Source organism: Pseudomonas sp. P2S-1 (assembly GCF_057197725.1).
Genome location: NZ_CM170068.1, coordinates 2299183 through 2317621 on the forward strand (window position 1 = coordinate 2299183; position 18439 = coordinate 2317621).

At 65.1% G+C, this 18439-nt stretch carries 16 protein-coding genes, 1 rRNA gene and 3 pseudogenes; 9 read left to right on the forward strand and 11 right to left on the reverse strand.

The window, feature by feature from the left end; translation table 11 throughout:
- Positions 1–3: 3 nt before the first annotated feature.
- Both AC2CQI_RS10130 and AC2CQI_RS10135 read right to left on the reverse strand, forming a co-directional pair.
- On the reverse strand, positions 4–867 hold the full coding sequence (locus AC2CQI_RS10130; RefSeq protein ID WP_484580065.1) for a FecR family protein: 864 nt from the start codon (positions 865–867) through the stop codon (positions 4–6).
- 22 nt (positions 868–889) lie between these two features.
- Positions 890–1393 (reverse strand): annotated as a pseudogene (locus tag AC2CQI_RS10135) (RNA polymerase sigma factor); the annotation flags it as partial.
- Between the two features lie 133 nt (positions 1394–1526).
- On the opposite strand from AC2CQI_RS10135, the gene AC2CQI_RS10140 reads away from it, so the two are divergent.
- Positions 1527–1985, forward strand: coding sequence for an LEA/WHy family protein (locus AC2CQI_RS10140; RefSeq protein WP_484580066.1), 459 nt, complete (start codon positions 1527–1529; stop codon positions 1983–1985).
- A 3-nt stretch (positions 1986–1988) separates the two neighbouring features.
- Here the strand turns inward: AC2CQI_RS10140 and AC2CQI_RS10145 are convergent, their stop codons facing one another.
- Complete coding sequence (locus tag AC2CQI_RS10145) at positions 1989–2255, reverse strand: hypothetical protein (RefSeq protein ID WP_075803289.1); 267 nt, start codon at positions 2253–2255, stop codon at positions 1989–1991.
- A gap of 134 nt (positions 2256–2389) precedes the next feature.
- Here AC2CQI_RS10145 and AC2CQI_RS10150 point away from each other — a divergent pair, with 134 nt between their 5' ends.
- On the forward strand, positions 2390–2710 hold the full coding sequence (locus tag AC2CQI_RS10150) for an ElaB/YgaM/YqjD family protein (protein ID WP_075803290.1): 321 nt from the start codon (positions 2390–2392) through the stop codon (positions 2708–2710).
- A 106-nt stretch (positions 2711–2816) separates the two neighbouring features.
- On the opposite strand, the gene AC2CQI_RS10155 is transcribed toward AC2CQI_RS10150, so the two are convergent.
- Positions 2817–3443 carry a response regulator transcription factor gene (locus AC2CQI_RS10155; RefSeq protein ID WP_075803308.1) on the reverse strand — a complete coding sequence of 209 codons (627 nt, stop codon included), beginning with the start codon at positions 3441–3443 and terminating at the stop codon, positions 2817–2819.
- Positions 3444–3457: 14 nt separating this feature from the next.
- A complete protein-coding gene (locus tag AC2CQI_RS10160; protein ID WP_484580067.1) occupies positions 3458–5254 on the reverse strand; it encodes a PAS domain-containing sensor histidine kinase in 1797 nt (598 codons plus the stop codon).
- Between the two features lie 143 nt (positions 5255–5397).
- On the opposite strand from AC2CQI_RS10160, the gene AC2CQI_RS10165 reads away from it, so the two are divergent.
- The 3 genes from AC2CQI_RS10165 (at position 5398) to AC2CQI_RS10175 (ending at position 10014) form a co-directional block, all read left to right on the forward strand.
- The gene (locus tag AC2CQI_RS10165) at positions 5398–7020 is read left to right on the forward strand and encodes an acyl-CoA synthetase (protein ID WP_484580068.1); all 1623 of its coding nucleotides are present in this window, start codon (positions 5398–5400) and stop codon (positions 7018–7020) included.
- 31 nt (positions 7021–7051) lie between these two features.
- The gene (locus tag AC2CQI_RS10170) at positions 7052–8821 is read left to right on the forward strand and encodes an acyl-CoA dehydrogenase C-terminal domain-containing protein (protein WP_484580069.1); all 1770 of its coding nucleotides are present in this window, start codon (positions 7052–7054) and stop codon (positions 8819–8821) included.
- A 176-nt stretch (positions 8822–8997) separates the two neighbouring features.
- Positions 8998–10014, forward strand: a complete 1017-nt coding sequence (locus tag AC2CQI_RS10175; protein ID WP_075803294.1) for a FecR family protein — start codon at positions 8998–9000, stop codon at positions 10012–10014.
- A gap of 129 nt (positions 10015–10143) precedes the next feature.
- Here AC2CQI_RS10175 and AC2CQI_RS10180 read toward each other — a convergent pair whose 3' ends face one another.
- A complete protein-coding gene (locus AC2CQI_RS10180; RefSeq protein ID WP_075803295.1) occupies positions 10144–11463 on the reverse strand; it encodes a Na+/H+ antiporter family protein in 1320 nt (439 codons plus the stop codon).
- A 592-nt stretch (positions 11464–12055) separates the two neighbouring features.
- Between AC2CQI_RS10180 and AC2CQI_RS10185 the strand changes: the two are divergent.
- Together AC2CQI_RS10185 and AC2CQI_RS10190 are read left to right on the forward strand one after the other, a co-directional pair.
- Positions 12056–12976: pseudogene (locus tag AC2CQI_RS10185) on the forward strand (methyl-accepting chemotaxis protein); the annotation flags it as partial.
- Between the two features lie 393 nt (positions 12977–13369).
- Positions 13370–13882 (forward strand): annotated as a pseudogene (locus tag AC2CQI_RS10190) (methyl-accepting chemotaxis protein); the annotation flags it as partial.
- A gap of 18 nt (positions 13883–13900) precedes the next feature.
- Here AC2CQI_RS10190 and AC2CQI_RS10195 read toward each other — a convergent pair.
- Genes AC2CQI_RS10195 through AC2CQI_RS10210 form a run of 4 tightly spaced genes read right to left on the reverse strand, consistent with a single transcriptional unit; the run spans position 13901 to position 16510 of the window.
- Positions 13901–15223: a sensor histidine kinase gene (locus AC2CQI_RS10195; protein ID WP_484580070.1), complete on the reverse strand. Its 1323-nt coding sequence runs from the start codon at positions 15221–15223 to the stop codon at positions 13901–13903.
- The gene (locus AC2CQI_RS10200) at positions 15220–15888 is read right to left on the reverse strand and encodes a response regulator transcription factor (RefSeq protein WP_484580071.1); all 669 of its coding nucleotides are present in this window, start codon (positions 15886–15888) and stop codon (positions 15220–15222) included. Before AC2CQI_RS10200 ends, AC2CQI_RS10195 begins: the two co-directional genes overlap by 4 nt.
- On the reverse strand, positions 15888–16202 hold the full coding sequence (locus tag AC2CQI_RS10205) for a PepSY domain-containing protein (RefSeq protein ID WP_075803299.1): 315 nt from the start codon (positions 16200–16202) through the stop codon (positions 15888–15890). The genes AC2CQI_RS10200 and AC2CQI_RS10205 overlap by 1 nt, the downstream gene beginning before the upstream one ends.
- Positions 16202–16510 carry a PepSY domain-containing protein gene (locus AC2CQI_RS10210; RefSeq protein WP_075803300.1) on the reverse strand — a complete coding sequence of 103 codons (309 nt, stop codon included), beginning with the start codon at positions 16508–16510 and terminating at the stop codon, positions 16202–16204. Before AC2CQI_RS10210 ends, AC2CQI_RS10205 begins: the two co-directional genes overlap by 1 nt.
- 141 nt (positions 16511–16651) lie before the next feature.
- Here AC2CQI_RS10210 and AC2CQI_RS10215 point away from each other — a divergent pair, with 141 nt between their 5' ends.
- Both AC2CQI_RS10215 and queD read left to right on the forward strand, forming a co-directional pair.
- Positions 16652–17731, forward strand: coding sequence for a patatin-like phospholipase domain-containing protein (locus tag AC2CQI_RS10215; protein WP_075803301.1), 1080 nt, complete (start codon positions 16652–16654; stop codon positions 17729–17731).
- Positions 17732–17782: 51 nt separating this feature from the next.
- Complete coding sequence (gene queD, locus AC2CQI_RS10220; RefSeq protein WP_009401082.1) at positions 17783–18139, forward strand: 6-carboxytetrahydropterin synthase QueD; 357 nt, start codon at positions 17783–17785, stop codon at positions 18137–18139.
- A gap of 131 nt (positions 18140–18270) precedes the next feature.
- On the opposite strand, the gene rrf is transcribed toward queD, so the two are convergent.
- Positions 18271–18386 (reverse strand): 5S ribosomal RNA (gene rrf, locus AC2CQI_RS10225).
- Positions 18387–18439: the final 53 nt, after the last annotated feature.

Below are 18439 nucleotides of genomic sequence, written 5' to 3' on the forward strand. Positions count from 1 at the left end.
AAATCAGTACAGGACGGCCAGCCACGGCAGGTAGGTGACCTTCAGGTCATAGCGCTGTTCGAGGGTGCGCAGCAGGCCGTGCGGGTCGTTGAGATCGAACACGCCGCTGACCGGCAAGGCGCCAAGCTGGCTGTTGGAAATCAGGATGCTGCCCTGCTGATAGCGCTCCAGCTCGGCGATCACCTCCCGCAGCGGGCGACCGTTGAAGATCAGTTTGCCGCGTTGCCAGGCGGTCTGCGCCTGCGCGTCGGGGCTGGCCGCGAGCCGCTGTTCGCCGATGCGCGCCTCGCCCCGGGCGACCACCACACGAGGAACATTGCCCAGGCGGCGCACGCTGAATACTGCGTCGCTGCCCTGCACGGCTTCGCCACCGCCCTCGACCATGAACGGACGCGGGTCCTGCGCCGGCTCGAACAACGCCTCGCCTTCGCGCAGCGACACCAGGCGGCGCTCGGCGCTGTACTTCACCGACAACGCACTGGCGCTGTTGAGGGTGACCCGCGAGCCATCTTCCAGGGTGACGGTGCGGCGTTCTCCGGTGCTGGTGTGGTAGTCAGCCAACAGTGCCGGCGCCTGTTGCCAGCCGCCGTAGCCGACCAGCGCCAGCAGCAGCGAGGCGGCGATGGCCGAGCCCCAGCGCCGGCTGCGACGCGGCGCGGCGGGCAATTGCGCGGCGGCTTCGGTATGCCCGATATCGCCCCACAACGCCTCGGCCTCCTCGGCGGCGAGCAGGTGCTCGGCGCTGAGTCCGCGCCAGCGCTGGTAGCGCGCACGATCGGCGGCACTGGCGCTGCCCGAGTGCAGCAGGACCTGCCAGTCGATGGCGGCGTCGGACAGATCGATAAGGGGCTGGGGTTCGCTGGACATGGGCGCTTCAGTCATGGTTGTGCTTGAGCCAGTCCCGGCAGTGGCGCAGGGCCTGGCCGATGTATTTTGCCACCATGCTTTCGGAAACGCCCAGTCGTTGTGCGATCTGCGCCTGGGTCAGGCCCTCGACGCGGTTGAGCAGCAACGCCTGGCGGGCATTGTCGGAGAGTTGCAGCAGGGCTTCGTCGAGAATGGCCAGGCGTTCCCGGGCCAGCAGCGTGGCTTCCGGCGCCGGCCCCGGGCAGACCATCTGCTCGGCCGTGTCGCTGTCGCCGAGGTTGCTTTCCTGGCGCTGCTCGCGGCGCAGGGTATCGATGGCCAGGTTGCCGGCGACCCGGAAGATGAAACTGCGCGCATGCAGGACCGGGATGTCCTGTTCGTCGATCTTCACCAGCTTGAGCCAGGTCTCCTGGGCGACGTCGGCCGCGCGCTGGCGGTCGTTCATGCGCCGGGTCAGGAACAGCAGGAGGTCATCGTAATGCTCCTGGAAACTGGCCAGCAGCCCGGAGGCGGGGGACGTCAGCATGGGTGGGAAAGATCGCCGTGAAAGGGAGGACATGGACTTTAATGAGAAGGATTATCTTTCAAGTCATGTCCGACTTTCAACGCCGCCGTGCATTTGCCACACTCCGGGGCAATCTGTCTCTGGAGAAATTGCCATGCCCCGCCTGTTGCGCCACCTCGCCGGCCTGAGCCTGATCCTGACCTTGTCGGCCTGTGCATTGTTTCAGGGGCGGGACCCGGTGAACATCAGCGTGATCGGCATCGACCCCCTGCCCGGCCAGGACCTGGAGTTGCGCATGGCGGTGAAATTGCGGGTGCAGAACCCCAACGAGACGCCCATCGACTTCAATGGCGTGGCCCTGAACCTGGAGGTCAATGGCCAGCCGCTGGCCGCCGGGGTCAGCGACCAGCATGGCAGCATCGGCCGCTTCAGCGAGCAGGTGCTGGTGGTGCCGGTGAGCATTACCGCGTTTTCGGTGCTGCGCCAGGCCCTGGGCCTGAGCCAGATGAGCAGCCTCGACGGCATGCCCTACGAGGTCAATGGCAAGCTCGCCGGCGGTGCCTTCGGCACGATGCGCTTCAAGGATCGCGGCACCTTCGAGCTGCCGCGCTGAAGGTCAGGACTTGCTGGCGCTGGCCGCGGCCATCAGCTTGTTGACCTCGCCACGCACCATGTTGGCGAACTCCGGGGGTGACATGGCGTCCAGCTCGGCCCGCACCCACTCCGCCCACTTGCCCTTGCGCCGCGGCTTTTCGCCGATCAGGCGAACGGCCTCGCCCTTGGCCTTGACCAGGTTGGTCTGCCACAGGGCGAACAGCCGGGCTTTCTCGTCTTCGATCTCGGCCCGTTCGGCGAAGCTCTTGTTGGCCAGATTGAAACTCATGGGGTAATTCCTGCCGCTTGAAAATGGGCGCTATCTTACACTGTAGCCGCCGATGCCCTGCAAACCGGTGCAACTTTTCCGTAGCAACGGGCGTCCATCAAGGATCGACGATCACTTAATCCGAGGAAGCGTAGATGGCCAGGAAAACCACCCGTAACATCGATAGCGAGCAAATCAAGGACCAGGCGTTCAGCGAGCTGCAGGCGCTGATCGAGGAGTCGGAGAGGCTGCTCGACGACAGCGCCGCACTGGTCGGTGAGGAAGCCGAGACCCTGCGCGCGCAGTTGCAACTCAAGTTGAAGCAGGCCAGTCATGCCGTGGGCAATGTGCGGGACAAGGCGCGCCCGGTGGTGGATGCGACCGAAAACTACATTGGCGGGCATCCGTGGCAGACGGTGGCGATTTCGGCGGGGTTTGGATTGGTGGTGGGGTTGTTGCTGGGGCGTCGTTCCTGATCCGGGATCTTTATTGAATTTCAGGGCCTCATCGCTGGCAACGCCAGCTCCCACAGGTTTCGCGTACCCTGTGGGAGCTGGCTTGCCAGCGATGAGGCCCTGAAGGTCAGCGAAGATTCAGAGGCTCCACCACCCCACAAGCAATCGCCATCCCCACCAGCTCCGCCAGATGCTCGGCCTGCATACGCTTCATCACCCGCGAGCGATACAGGTCCACTGTCTTCACACTGACCTCCAGTTGCTCGGCAATCTCCCGGTTGGTATAGCCCTTGACCAACGGCACAAAGACATCGCGCTCGCGCGGCGTCAGGCTGTCGATCCGCGCCTGCACGGCGTCACGCTGGCGGCTGCCGACCTGGATCTGCGACGAACGCCCCAAGGCCTCCTGCACGCTGTCCAGGAGCATCTGATCGTTGTACGGCTTTTCGATGAAGTCGCAGGCGCCCGCCTTGAACGCCCGCACCACGATCGGCACGTCGGCATGCCCGCTGACGAAGATCACCGGCAGGTCGATCCCCCGCGCCCTCAGCGCTTCCTGCACACTCAGCCCCCCCATGCCGGGCATGCGCACATCGAGCAGCACGCAGGCCGGCAGGTCGCCGTCGCAGGCGTCGAGAAACGCCTGGCCGCTGGTGAATGGCAATGCCTGCAGCCCCACCGACTCCAGCAGCCAGACCGTGGAGTCGAGCATGCCCTGGTCGTCGTCGACCACATAGACCTTCGGATCCTGCATCACAATCCCCTTGTTCAAACACTTGCCGCCGGCGCCAGCCGACAGCTCAGAATCAGTCCCCCGCCCTCGCCCGGACCGGCCGTCAGGGTGCCGCCGAAACCTTCGACGATGCTGCGGCTCATGCTCAGGCCCAAGCCCAGCCCCTCCGCCTTGCTGGTGGTGAAGGGGGTGAAGATGCCGTCCAGTTGCTCCGGCGCCACGCCCGGGCCCTGGTCGATCACCTGGACCAGCAGGCGCCCGCTCTCCTGCGCGCCACTCAGCACGATCCGCGACGGCTGCCCCGGCTGGCGCTCGCGATTGGCGTCGATGGCATTGCGCAGCAGGTTGAGCAGCACTTGCTCCAGCAGCACGCGGTCGGCGTAGACCGGCGGCAGATTGTCGGTCATTCGCTGTTCGATCGTCACCTGTGCCTGCGTCGCTTCCCAGGCACACAGGCGCACCGCCTCGCGCGCGACCGCAGCCACCGACAGCGCCTGCAGGCGCCGCGGCTCCTTGCGCAGGAAGGCGCGCAGGCGCTTGATCACTTCGGCGGCGTGGGTCGCCTGCTCGCTGATCCGTTGCAGGCCCTGGGCAACCCGGCCGGCGGCTTGCGGGTCGCGTTCCAGGGCATGCAGGTAACGCTGGCTGGCGGCGGCGTAGTTGAGCACGGCGGCCAGCGGCTGGTTGATTTCGTGGGCGATGCCCGAGGCCAGCTCGCCCAGGGTGACCAGGCGCGCGGTGTGGGCCAGTTCGTCCTGGTGGCGGCGCTGCTGGGTTTCGCGCAGCTCGCGCTCGGTCATGTCCCGGGCCACCAGCGAGTAGTAGCGCTCGCCGCCCGCCGCCGTGTGCGCCAGCAGCACCAGCGAAACGGGAAACGCCGCGCTGCCGTTGTAGGGCGCCAACCGCGCTTCGCACTGCCACACGCCCTCGCGCTCGGCGCGCTGCCAGCCTTCCTGGTCGAGGCGCTGGCAGGCGTCGGCGTCGAGCAGTTCGCCCAGGCGTGGCGCGATCTGTACATCGGTCAGGCCAAGGGCACGACGGGCCGAACGGTTGAGGTAGGTCAGGCGTCCGTCCGGGTCGGTGAACAGCACCAGGTCGGTGTTGGCTTCCACCACTTCGGCCAGGCGCCGACGGTTTTCCTGGGCCTCGATACGCACGCTGATATCCCGCGAGACGCTGACGATCTCCACCACCGCGCCGGTATAGGTTTCGCGGATGGCGCGGCTGGCGATCTCGAACCACAGGTCGCGGCCGTCGCGATGGCGCACGCGGCAAGTCATGGTCTGGTAGCCGTCGCGCTCCAGCGCCGCCGACGCCTGGGTCAGGTACTGGCGGCAGTCCTGGGGATGCAGCAGGGTCTGCACCTTGATCCCGCGCAATTCCTCCGGCCAGTAGCCGAGCAGGCGGTACGAGGCGGGCGAGGCATCGAGGAACGCGCCATCGGGGGTATGCCGGGAAATCAGGTCGGTGGTGTTCTCGGTGATCAAGCGGTACAGGCGCCGGGCCTGGGCCGCCTCGCGCTCGGCGCGGCGCTCGCTGGTGGCGTCGCGGCAGCGGGCGATGACCTGGTCGGCGCCGGCGGGGATGAAGGTCCACAACAGGATGCGCTCGCCGGCCAGGCTCTCCACTTCGGCGATCGCCCGCTGCTGGCCGAGGCAGGCGCTGACCAGCGCGGCATGGTTGGCCGGCAGCAACAGCGACAGGCTTTGCGGCGGCCAGCCATTGAGTTCGCCGAGCATGGCCGGGTTGGCGGCGCGCAGCACGGCGTTGGCGTCGAGCAGCAACGAGGGTTGCGGGTCCTTGTCGAGCAAGGCCGAGGGAATGAGGGTCACAACGATGGCTCCGCTGTTTTTATAGTAGTTGTACCATATTGCTATAGTCTATCTTCCAAGTAACATGGCGAACAGCGTAAAAATCAACACGCTTCACGAACCCTGATCAGAGCTAACAATCAGCCAACAGGACATCGCTTTCTATGTCGATCTTCTCCCAGGGCCTGCAGCCCGCGCCTGTCAATCACGTTGCCCTCACCCCGCTGAGCTTCATCGAGCGCACCGCCGCCGTGTACGGCAACTACCCCGCCGTGATCCACGGCTCGATCCGTCGCAACTGGCGGGAAACCTACCAGCGCTCCCGTCGCCTGGCCAGCGCCCTCGCCGGCCGCGGTATCGGCCAGGGCGATACGGTGGCGGTGATGCTGCCGAACATCCCGGCGATGCTCGAGGCGCACTTCGGCGTGCCGATGATCGGCGCCGTGCTCAATGCCCTCAACGTGCGCCTCGACGCCGAGGCCATCGCCTTCATGCTCGAACATGGCGAGGCCAAGGTGCTGATCACCGACCGCGAGTTCCACAAGGTCATCGCCGCCGCCCTGCAATTGATGGAACACCCGCCGCTGGTGGTGGATGTGGACGATCCGGAATACGGCGAAGGCTGCGCGGTCAGCGCGCTGGACTACGAGGCCTTCCTCGCCGAAGGCGATCCGGACTACGCATGGCAGTGGCCCGAGGACGAGTGGCAGGCGATCTCGCTGAACTACACCTCCGGCACCACCGGCAACCCCAAGGGTGTGGTCTATCACCACCGCGGCGCCTACCTGAACGCGCTGGGCAACCAGATGACCTGGGCCATGGGCAACCACCCGGTGTACCTGTGGACCCTGCCGATGTTCCATTGCAACGGCTGGTGCTACCCCTGGACCGTGACCGCCCTGGCCGGGACCCATGTGTTCCTGCGCCGGGTCGATCCGCAGAAGATCCTCACCCTGATTCGCGAGCACCAGGTCACCCACCTGTGCGGCGCACCGATCGTGCTCAATGCCCTGATCAACATGCCCGACTCGGCCAAGGCGGCCATCGATCATCCGGTCAATGCCATGGTCGCCGGCGCAGCACCGCCGGCCAAGGTGATCGGTGCAGTGGAGGAAATGGGCATCAAGGTCACTCACGTCTACGGCCTGACCGAGGTCTACGGCCCGGTCACCGTGTGCGCCTGGCATGCCGAATGGGATGAAAAGCCGTTGCAGGAACGGGCGCGGATCAAATCCCGCCAGGGCGTGCGCTACGCCACCCTCGAAGGCCTGATGGTCGCCGACCCGCAGACCCTGGAGCCGGTGGCCCGGGACGGCAACACCCTGGGCGAGATCTTCATGCGCGGCAACACGGTGATGAAGGGTTACCTGAAGAACCCCGAGGCCACCGCCGAAGCCTTCCGCGGCGGCTGGTTCCATACCGGCGACCTGGCGGTGTGCCATCCGGACGGCTACGTGGAGATCAAGGACCGGCTCAAGGACATCATCATTTCCGGCGGCGAGAACATCTCCACCATCGAGGTGGAAGACACGCTGTATCGCCACCCCGCCGTGCTGGAGGCCGCCGTGGTCGCCCGGCCCGACGAGAAATGGGGCGAGACGCCCTGCGCCTGGATCAACCTGAAACCCGGCTTCGAGGACACCCGCGAGGCCGAGATCATCGCCTTCTGCCGCGAGCACCTGGCGGGCTTCAAGCTGCCCAGGACCGTGGTCTTCCGCGAACTGCCGAAGACCTCCACCGGCAAGATCCAGAAATACCTGCTGCGCGACTGGGCCAAGGCGCTCTGATTCCTCCTCCTTATTAAACACGAGAACCACGATGCCTGAATTCAATGCCCCGCTGCGCGATATGCGTTTCGTTCTCCATGAAGTGTTCCAGGGTCCGGCCCTGTGGGCACGGCTGCCGGCTCTTGCCATCGCGGTCGACGGCGAAACCGCCGATGCCATCCTCGAAGAAGCGGCGAAGATCACCGGCCAGCTGATCGCCCCGCTCAACCGCAGCGGCGACGAACAGGGGGTTGGTTTCGCCGGCGGCAAGGTCACCACCCCGGACGGTTTCAAGGACGCCTGGCGGACCTACCGCGAGGGTGGCTGGGTCGGCCTGGCCGGCAATCCCGAACATGGCGGCATGGGCATGCCGAAGATGCTCGCGGTGCAGTTCGAGGAAATGCTCTACGCCGCCAACTGCTCGTTCAGCCTGTATTCGGCGCTGAGCGCCGGCTGCTGCCTGGCCATCGACGCCCACGCCAGCGACGCCCTGCGCGCGCAATACCTGCCGCGCCTGTACAGCGGCGAATGGGCCGGGACCATGTGCCTGACCGAACCCCACGCCGGCACCGACCTGGGCATCATCCGCAGCAAGGCCGAGCCGCTGATCGACGGCAGCTACGCCATCAGCGGGACCAAGATCTTCATCACCGGCGGCGACCAGGACCTGACCGACAACATCATCCACCTGGTCCTGGCCAAGCTGCCGGACGCCCCCGCCGGGCCCAAGGGCATTTCGCTGTTCCTGGTGCCCAAGCGCATGGTCAACGACGACGGCAGCCTCGGCGTGGACAACGCGGTGAGCTGCGGCTCGGTCGAGCACAAGATGGGCATCAAGGCCTCGGCCACCTGCGTGATGAACTTCGATGGCGCCGTGGGTTACCTGGTCGGCGAGCCCAACCGCGGGCTGGCGGCGATGTTCACCATGATGAACTACGAGCGACTGTCCATCGGCATCCAGGGCATCGGTTGCGCCGAGGCTTCGTACCAGAGTGCGGTGGCCTACGCCCGGGATCGCCTGCAAAGCCGTGCGGCAACCGGCGCGCAGGCGAAGGACAAGGTCGCCGACCCGATCATCGTGCATGCCGATGTACGCCGCATGCTCCTGAGCATGCGCGCCCTGACCGAGGGTGGACGGGCCTTCGCCACCTACGTCGGGCAGCAACTGGATATCGCCAAGTACGCGCAGGACGCCGGCGAGCGCGAAGCCGCGCAACGCCTGGTCGCCCTCCTGACCCCGGTGGCCAAGGCGTTCTTCACCGATACCGGGCTGGAAAGCTGCGTGCTCGGCCAGCAGGTGTTTGGCGGTCACGGCTATATCCGTGAGTGGGGACAGGAGCAGCTGGTGCGGGATGTGCGGATCGCGCAGATCTATGAAGGCACCAATGGCATCCAGGCGCTGGACCTGCTGGGGCGCAAGGTGCTGGCCGATGGCGGTCAGTCCCAGGCCTTGCTGGCTGCGGAAATTCGTGCGTTCTGCGAATGCGAGCCGCCCCACGCTGCCGAACTGCTGGACGCCCTGCAGCGCCTGGAAAGCACCAGCCAGTGGCTGCGCGAGCAGGTCGGCGCGGATGCCAATGCGGTGGGCGCGGCGTCGGTGGAGTATTTGCACCTGTTCGGCTACGTGGCCTATGCCTACATGTGGTCACGGATGGCCGCAGTAGCGACCGCCCATTACACCGACGAGCCGGACTTCTACCAGGCCAAGCTGGCGACCGCAGCCTTCTACTTCGCCCGCTTGCTGCCACGGGTACTGTCCTTGCAGGCCAGCATCCAGGCCGGTAGTGGAAGTCTGTACCAGCTCGATGCGGCGCAGTTCTAACCTCGTGGAAAACCCGGGTTGCCGGGTTTTCCCGACCATTGGTCGGTTTGTGCGGAAAAAATCGATTTTGCAGGGGATTTCCTGCAAATAAATCCCACAACTGATAGTGATTCGCCATGATCTCGGTTCCGATGGCCCGCCACGCAAGGGTAGAATGGTCAAAACCGGGAGTTTCAATGAATCAGGCCAGCCCCAGCGACGACGAACTCAATGCCATCACCGATGCCGCTGCGCATTGGTGCATGCGCTTGCACGCTGAGGACTGTACCGAAGAGGAACAGGCCGAGTTCGCCGAATGGCTGACCGCCAGCCCGCTGCACCGCCAGGAATACGAGGCGATGCAGGACATCTGGATCACCGCCGACCACCTGCCGCGTCCGCCCGCGCCTGCACAGATCCTGCAGTTGCCGGTGAAACCGCGGCCGCGCCCACAACGCGTGCGGCACTATGCCTCGGCGGCGGTCATCACCCTGCTGGCCCTGCCCCTGGCCGGCTGGATCGGCTGGGAGCAGGGCTGGCTGCCCAACGACTACCAGTCGGTGGAAAGCACCGACAGCCGCCGCACCGTGACCCTTGGCGATGGCAGCGAAGTCGAGCTGAACCTCGGCACCTCCCTGCGCTACATGAATTTCAAGGACCAGCGTCGGGTCACCCTGAGCAAGGGCGAGGCGTTCTTCAAGGTTCATCACGATACCCAGCACCCGTTCGTGGTTCGCGCCGGCAGCGGCCAGACCCAGGTCACCGGGACCCAGTTCAACGTGTGGAAATACCGCGACCAGGTCAAGGTGACCCTGGTGGAAGGTTCGGTGCTGGTCAGCAGCGAGAATTTCAAGCTGGGTAGCGGCTACCGTCTCGGCCCGGGGATGCAGGCGGCCTACCATGCCGGCGATCTCGAGCCGAGCCTGAACCAGACCTACGCCAACGACTCCAGCCTGGCTTGGCGCACGGGCAAGCTGGTGATCGACAATCTGACCCTCGACCAGGCCCTGCCGTTGATCAACCGCTATCTCGACAGCCCGCTGCGCCTGGCCGACGCCAGCACCGGCAGCGTGCGTATCAGCGGGATCTACAACACCAGCGACGTGAAGAAACTGGTGCGTACCCTGCCCAAGGTGCTGCCGGTGTACCTGACCCAGGACAAGAATGGCGACACGGTGCTGAACCGGATTTCGCCGCCGCCCAGGAAGGGCTGATAGTTCTCTATCGCCTGTACCGGCCCTATCGCTGGCAAGCCAGCTCCCGGAAGTTTCGCGGCGCACACGGCCCCTGTGGGAGCTGGCTTGCCAGCGATAGGGCCCTGAGCAACACCCTCACTTCCCAGCCTACAACACCATCGCCGCCACCCACCCCGCCGCCAGCAGCGGAAGGTTGTAGTGGATGAAAGTCGGCACCACGGTGTCCCAGATGTGATGGTGCTGACCATCCACGTTCAACCCCGAGGTCGGCCCGAGGGTCGAGTCCGACGCCGGCGACCCGGCATCACCCAGCGCCCCCGCCGTACCGACGATGCACACGGTGGCGATCGGATCGAAGCCCAGTTGCACGCACAACGGCACGAAGATCGCCGCAAGGATCGGCACCGTCGAGAACGACGAGCCGATGCCCATGGTCACCAGCAGGCCCACCAGCAGCATCAGCAGGGCCCCGATGCCCTTGCTGTGGTCGATCCACAGCGCCGACGTCTCGACCAGGGTCTTGACCTCGCCCGTCGCCTTCATCACTTCGGCGAAGCCCGAGGCGGCGATCATGATGAAGCCGATCATGGCCATCATCTTCATGCCCTCGGTGAACAGGCTGTCGGTGTCTTTCCAGCGCACGATGCCGGACACCGAGAAGATCAGGAAACCCGCCAGCGCACCAATGATCATCGAGTCCAGCCACAACTGGATGATGAAGGCCGCAGCAATCGCACAACCGGCCACCAGCAGGGTCAGCGGGTTGTAGGTGACCGCCACTTGCTCGACCTGCTCGATCTTTTCCAGGTCGTACACGCGCTTCTTGCGATAGCTGAAGAACACCGCGATCAACAGCCCGGCGAGCATGCCCGCCGCCGGAATGGCCATGGCGTGGGTGACGTTGACGCCGCTGATGTCCACGCCGCTGCGGGCCACGTTGGCCAGCAGGATCTCGTTGAGGAAGATATTGCCGAAGCCCACCGGCAGGAACATGTACGGGGTGATCAGGCCGAAGGTGATGACGCAGGCCACCAGGCGACGGTCGATCTGCAACCGGGTCAGCACATAGAGCAGAGGCGGCACCAGCAGCGGGATGAAGGCGATATGAATCGGCAACAGGTTCTGCGAGGCGATCGCCACCACCAGCATCAGGCCGATCAGCAGCCACTTGACCTTGCCACCCTTGCCTTCGCTCTGCCCGTGGAACATCGCCAGGGCGCGGTCGGCCAGGGCATGGGCCAGGCCGGACTTGGCGATGGCCACGGCGAAAGCGCCGAGCAAGGCGTAGGACAGGGCCACGGTAGCGCCGCCGCCGAGCCCGCCATTGAAGGCCTTGAGCGTGCCTTCGATGCCCAGCCCCCCGACCAGTCCGCCCACCAGCGCACCAATGATCAGGGCGATCACCACATGCACGCGGGACAGGCTCAGCACCAGCATGATGCCGACCGCGGCAATGACTGCATTCATTCTTTCCAGCCTCTTGAAACCATGAAAAAGCGACAGCGTCGGCGACAGATCTGCCCTGGGGCTCTGGCCGAATGACGGTATGTAATGTGGAAGGCGCACACTCTGAAGCAGCCCTCCCCCATTGTCAAAGCGCAGCGTCCCAGAGCGGTGCAAGGGTCGCCTGGATGACCGAAAAAGACGCAATTCAATTGAACGTTTGAATAAAGAAAACAGCCCGGCGGCCGATATAAGTCGGCATTGTCTATCTCTCTGGTTCAAAGGATTTCGCCAAATGTCGTTCAGACAGCTGTCCATCCAATGGAAGATCACCTCGCTGGCCGGACTTTGCCTTGCCGGCATCGTCACCCTGCTGGTCGGTCTTTCGCTGTATCGCATGGAACACACGACGGAGCTGGTCAAGGCCAGCAGCATGCAGATGCTCACCGAAGCGGCCGAGGGCCGCATCGAGTCCCAGGGCGAAGTCCAGGCACTGACCATCCGCCGCCAGTTCATGGATGCCTACCAGTACGGCGCCGGCTTCTCGCGCCAGGTGCTGTTCCTGCGCGAACAGGCGGAGAAGCGCTTCCTCGATGCCTTCGACCTGCGCGAGGACATGACCCGCCAGGTCCGCGCGGCACTCCAGGCCAACCCGGACCTGCTGGGCTTGTCGCTGGTGTTCGAGCCCAACGCGCTGGATGGCAAGGACGAGCTGTTCGTCAACCAGGACGCCCTGGGCAGTAACGAGACCGGACGCTTCGCCCTGTACTGGTCGCAGCCGACCCCGGGCCAGCTGACCTCCATGGCCTTGCCGGAAAAGGACATGGCCGACACCAGCATCGGACCGAGCGGCGAACCGGCCAACACCTGGTCGGTGTGCCCGCGGACCACGCGCAAGACTTGCATCACCGAGCCGTATTTCTATGAAATCGCCGGCCAGCAGGTACTGATGACCAGCATCGTGTTTCCGCTGATCGTGGCCGACAAGGTGATCGCCACCCTGTCCATCGACATCAACCTGAACAGCCTGCAGGCCCTGAGCAAGGAGGCCAGCGCGAAACTCTACGGTGGCCAGACCCGCATCGGCATCATCAGCCCCGCCGGGCTGCTGGCCGGCTACAGCCCGGATGCCAGCAAGCTGGCCCAGCGCTATGCCGACATCGACAAGGACAACGGCGCCGAACTGCTGCGCCTGCTGGGTGACGGCAGCGCACTGCACAGCCTGCAGAACGCTGGTCGCCTGAAAGTGCTCGCCTCGTTCTCCCCGACGCCGGGTGCCAAGCCGTGGGGCGTACTGCTGGACGTGCCGGAAAGCGCCCTGACCGGCCCGGCCGAAGCGCTCAAGCAGGAGCTGGACCAGCGCAATACCAGCGGCGCGATGATCGAGCTGGTCCTGGGCCTGCTGGCCGCCGTGGTCGGCCTGCTGCTGATCTGGCTGCTGGCCCGCGGCGTGACCCGGCCGATCCTCCACGTCGCCCATCGCCTGCGCGAGATCGCCAGCGGCGATGGCGACCTGACCAGCCGCCTGGCCTACGACAAGCAGGACGAACTCGGCGAACTGGCTGGCTGGTTCAACCGCTTCCTCGACAAGCTGCAACCGACCATCGCCGAGGTGAAAAGCTCGGTCCATGCGGCACGGGATACCGCCGACAAGTCCTCGGCCATCGCCCGCCAGACCAGCGCCGGCATGGAGCAGCAATACCGCCAGGTCGACCAGGTGGCCACCGCCTCCCACGAGATGAGCGCGACCGCCCATGATGTCGCCCGCAACGCCGCCCAGGCGGCGCAGGCGGCGCGGGATGTGGACCAGGCCACCCGCCAGGGCCTGGCGGTGATCGACCAGACCACCAGCAGCATCGGCACCCTGGCCGCCAACATGAGCACGGCCATGGGTCAGGTCGAAGGCCTGGCGGACAACAGCGAGAAGATCGGTTCGGTCCTCGAAGTGATTCGCTCCATCGCCGAGCAGACCAACCTGCTGGCGCTCAACGCGGCCATCGAGGCAGCCCGCGCCGGTGAAGCCGGGCGTGGTTTCGCGGTGGTCGCCGACGAAGTGCGCAACCTGGCCCAGCGCACCCAGGAGTCGGTGGAGGAAACCCGGCAGGTGATCGAGCAATTGCAATCCGGCACCCGCGAGGTGGTGGGCGCCATGGACAGCAGCCATCGCCAGGCCCAGGGCAGCGTCGAGCAGGTCGGCCAGGCAGTGACTGCGCTGCGCCAGATCGGCGAGGCAGTGGCGGTGATCACCGACATGAACCTGCAGATCGCCAGCGCCGCCGAGGAACAGAGCGCGGTGGCCGAGGAAATCAGCGGCAATGTGGCGACCATTCGCGATGTCACCGAGTCGCTGTCGCAGCAGGCGGAAGAATCAGCGCAAGTCAGCCAGGCGCTGAACAGCCTGGCCAACCAGCAGCAGAGCCTGATGGATCACTTCAAAGTGTGACGGTGACCGGGCGGGGTTTCAGCGCCCCGCCCTTCTCGGTAATTCGATATGCACCCGCAGGCCGCCCTGCGGGCTTTCCCGCAAGTCCATCCGGCCGTGCCAGGCCTCGACGATATCGCGCACGATGCCCAGGCCCAGGCCATGTCCGGCGACCTGCTCGTCCAGCCGCGCGCCGCGCTCGAGCACGCCTTGGCGCGCGTCCTCGGGAATCCCCGGGCCGTCATCGTCAACCCACAGCAGATAGCTGTCCGACGTGCGGCGGATACCCAGGCAGACTTCGCTGTCAGCCCACTTGCAAGCGTTGTCCAGCAGGTTGCCGAGCAGTTCGAGGAGGTCTTCACGGTCCCAGGGCAACGACAGGCCGGGCGGTGCATCGCGGCGGATCAACAGCCCGTCGCCATGGATCATGCCCAGGGTCGAGAGCAGGCCTGGGAGTTCGAGATCGCAATCGAAATGTGCTCCGGGCAAGGCATCGCCGGCCAGGCGGGCGCGATTGAGTTCGCGGCTGAGGCGCTGCTGGATCTGCTCCAGTTGCTCGCGCAATTGCGCGGCCAGCTCGGGCGAGTCCTTCAGACGTTCGCTGGAGGCCAGGCTGAGGAGTACGGCCAGCGGCGTCTTGAGCGCATGGCCGAGATTGCCCAAGGCATTGCGCGAACGGCGCAGGCTATCTTCAGTGTGGGCCAGCAGGTGGTTGATCTGCGCGACCAGGGGTTCCAGCTCGCTCGGCACTTCGCTGTCCAGTTGCGTGCGCTTGCCCTGCTGCAACTGGGCAATCTGCTCGCGGGAGCGTTCCAGGGGGCGCAGCGAGCGCTTGACGATCAGGCGCTGCAACACCAGCACCAGCACCAGTGCCAGCAGGCCGAGTCCCAGGCCGATCTGCTGCATGCGCCGGAAGCCGTCGCGCATCGGCGTGTAGTCCTGGGCGACGCTGATGGAGATCGCCTGGCCCTGGCGCCGGTAGTCCGCGCGCAGCACCAGCAACTGCTGGCCTTCCGGGCCGAGCTCGAGACCGTCATGCAGGCCGGCGCTTTCGGGCCTGGGCAGTTCGGTGTCCCACAGCGAGCGGGAACGCCAGGCCTTGTTGTCGAAATCGATGCGGAAGTAGTAGCCGGAGAATTGCCGGTTGTAGGCGGCGGAGATGCGTCGCTGGTCCAGCTCGATACCATTGGGCCCTTGGACCAGGGCCATCAACAGGTTTTCGCTTTCCTTGCGCAGGCCACTTTCCAGGTAGCGGTGCAGGCCCACCTCGAACAGCCAAAGGCTGACCTGGGCCAGCGCCAGCCCGACCACCACCAGGGTTCCGACCAGGCCGAGACTCAGGCGCGACTGAATCGACTTCACTGCACCGCCCCACCGAACCGATAGCCCTGGCCGCGATGGGTTTCTATCACGCTGCGGCCGAGCTTGCGTCGCAGGTGATTGACGTGAACCTCGAGAACATTGGAGTCGCGCTCGGTCTCGCCGTCATAGAGGTGCTCGGCGAGATGGCTCTTCGACAGGATCTGTTGCGGGTGCAGCATGAAGTAGCGCAGCAGGCGGAATTCCGCAGCGGTCAGCTGGACATTCTCGCTACCGCGGCTGACGCACTGGCGGCCTTCGTCCAGATGCAGGCCGGCGGCCTCCAGGGTCGGCTGGTTGGCCAGGCCACGGGCGCGGCGCAGCAGGGCCTGGATGCGCAGTTGCAGCTCTTCGGGGTGAAAGGGTTTGCTCAGGTAATCGTCGGCGCCCGCCTTGAGCCCCTCGATGCGGTCAGCCCAGGAGCCGCGCGCGGTAAGGATCAGCACCGGGGTGACCAGCCCGCCGCTACGCCACTGCTGCAGGACTTCCAGCCCGGGAATGCCGGGCAGGCCGAGATCCAGCACGATCAGGTCATAAGGCTCGCTCACGCCCTGGTACACGGCGTCACGGCCGTCGGCCAGCCAGTCCACCGCATAACCCTGGCGTTGCAGGCTGGCCGTAAGTTCATCGGCGAGCGAGACGTTGTCCTCGACCAGTAGCAGACGCATCAATCATCTTCCTCATCTTTGAGCAGGGTGCCGCTGGCGGCGTCGAGCTTGATTTCGCGCACCACGCCTTCCGTGGTGAGCAGCTCGACTTCGTAGACATAGACATCGTCATCCTCTTCAAGCTCCGCTTCCAGCAGGCGCGCCCCGGGGTAACGGCCCAGGGCGGCTTGCAGGAGTTGCTCCAGCGGCAAGATGACCCCGTCGCGGCGCAGGGTCAGGGCCTCGTCCTGGTCGAGGTCGCGAGCCAGGGCCAGCGAACACACGGCCAGGAGTGCAAGCAAGGGCCAGCGGATGCTGTGCGCCAGGCGCGCCATCAGCTGTCCTTGGCGTTCTTGAGGATTTCGCCGGTCTTGGCATCCAGGTCGACATCCCACTCTACGTTCTGCGCGTCACGCAGTTCGACCTTGTAGATGTAACGGCCGTATTCCTCTTCCAGCTCGCTGTCGGTGACGGTCGCACCGGCGTGCTGCTCCAGGGCCTTTTGCTTCAGGGCATCGAGGGACTGGATCTGCTGGCTCTGGACCAGCTTGACCACCTGGTCTGGCTGCACGTCCTTGGCGAGAGCAACGTTGGCACTCAGGGCCAGGGCGGCGGTAGCGAACAGGGCAGTAAGAGCTTTCATGATGTTTCTCCATCGTGATCAATCGGGTACGGTGGAAAGTCTACCCAGCCGAACTTAATTGAAGCTGAAAACAGCTGGCGACATGATAGCGCGGCGCGACACGCTTTATACTCGCCCGTCCACCTGCAGCGAGGGTTTTCCATGACCGCGATCCACAGCCCGTATCCTGCGCTGACCCTGAAGGCCGGCAAGCGTGCCCTGGCGCGGATTCGCCAGCACGGCCTGGACGCGGCGGACGTAGGCGTGTTGCCCGGCGCGGCAGGCGGTCCGAAGGCCCTGGGTATCCAAGGGCTGGACCTGGCGTTGTTCGGCGAGTGGTTGCCACGGGCACCACGGGAGCGAGCGCTGATTGGCGCCTCCATCGGTTCCTGGCGGTTTGCCAGCGCCTGCCTGCCGGACCCGGCTGCCGCGCTGCGCCGGCTGGGCGAGCTGTATACCGCGCAGGACTTCGCCAAGGGCGTGACCCAGGCCGAGGTCAGCCGCAGTTGCCAGCGCATGCTCGACGACCTGCTCGAAGGCCGCGATGCGAGCATTCTCGACAATCCGCTGTATCGCTTGAACATCATGGTGGTGAAAAGCCACGGCCTGCTTGCCGACGATCATCGCGGGCGCCTGGGGCTGGGGCTGTCCTCGGTGATCGCCGACAACCTGATCGGTCGGCCGCGACTGGCCAGGCATTTCGAACGCATCATTCTTCACGATGCCCGTAGCGCCCCGCCCCTTGGCGCACTGACCGACTTCCCGTCGCGCTGCCTGCCGCTGGCCACCGGCAACCTGCGCCATGCCCTGCTGGCTTCGGGATCGATCCCGATGGTCATGGAGGGCGTTCGTGATATTCCGGGAGCAGGCTCTGGCACCTACCGCGATGGGGGCCTGCTCGATTATCACCTCGACCTGCCCTACCGCGGCGAGGACATCGTGCTCTACCCGCACTTCACCGACAAAGTCATTCCCGGCTGGTTCGACAAGGCGCTGCCGTGGCGTCGCGGCGATGCCGGGCGGCTACAGGACGTGGTGTTGCTGGCACCTTCAGCGCAGTACCTGGCTCGCCTGCCCTTCGGCAAATTGCCTGACCGCAGCGACTTCAAGCGTTTCATGGGCGATGCTGCCAGTCGCCAGCGCTACTGGCATGCGGCGATGAGCGAAAGCCAGCGCCTGGGCGACGCATTCCTGGAGCTGGTCGAGCGCGGCACCCTCGGCGACCATCTGCAACCCTTGTAGTGACCTTGCTGGTAAACTGCGCCCCAGCATTGGCTTTCAGAGTTGGATATTGTGGAAATCTTCAAAGAATTTACCTTCGAATCGGCGCACCGCCTGCCGAACGTTCCCGCTGGCCACAAGTGCGGTCGCCTGCACGGGCACTCGTTCAAGGTTGCCCTGCACCTGACCGGCCCGCTCGATCCGCACACTGGCTGGATCCGCGACTTCTCCGAGATCAAGGCGATCTTCAAGCCGCTGTACGAGCAGTTGGATCACAACTATCTCAACGATATCCCTGGCCTGGAGAATCCGACCAGCGAAGTGATCGCCAAATGGATCTGGGACCAGGTCAAGCCACTGCTGCCAGAGCTGAGCAAGGTGCGGATCCATGAGACCTGCACCAGTGGTTGCGAGTACACCGGCGACTGATCTGTTGCTCCGCTTCACGAAGAGGGCTTGCTCTGGTTACCAGGCAAGCCCTTTTTTCATGTCGTGGTTTTCTGAACGCCGAAAAGACAAAACCCCTACCTGCATTCGCAGATAGGGGTTTCGGAATTGAATCTTGACGATGACCTACTCTCACATGGAGAAGCTCCACACTACCATCGGCGATGCATCGTTTCACTGCTGAGTTCGGGATGGGATCAGGTGGTTCCAATGCTCTATGGTCGTCAAGAAATTCTGTGTGCCAAACCGTCTTTCGACGCTTCAGCAAATCGGGTATGTGAC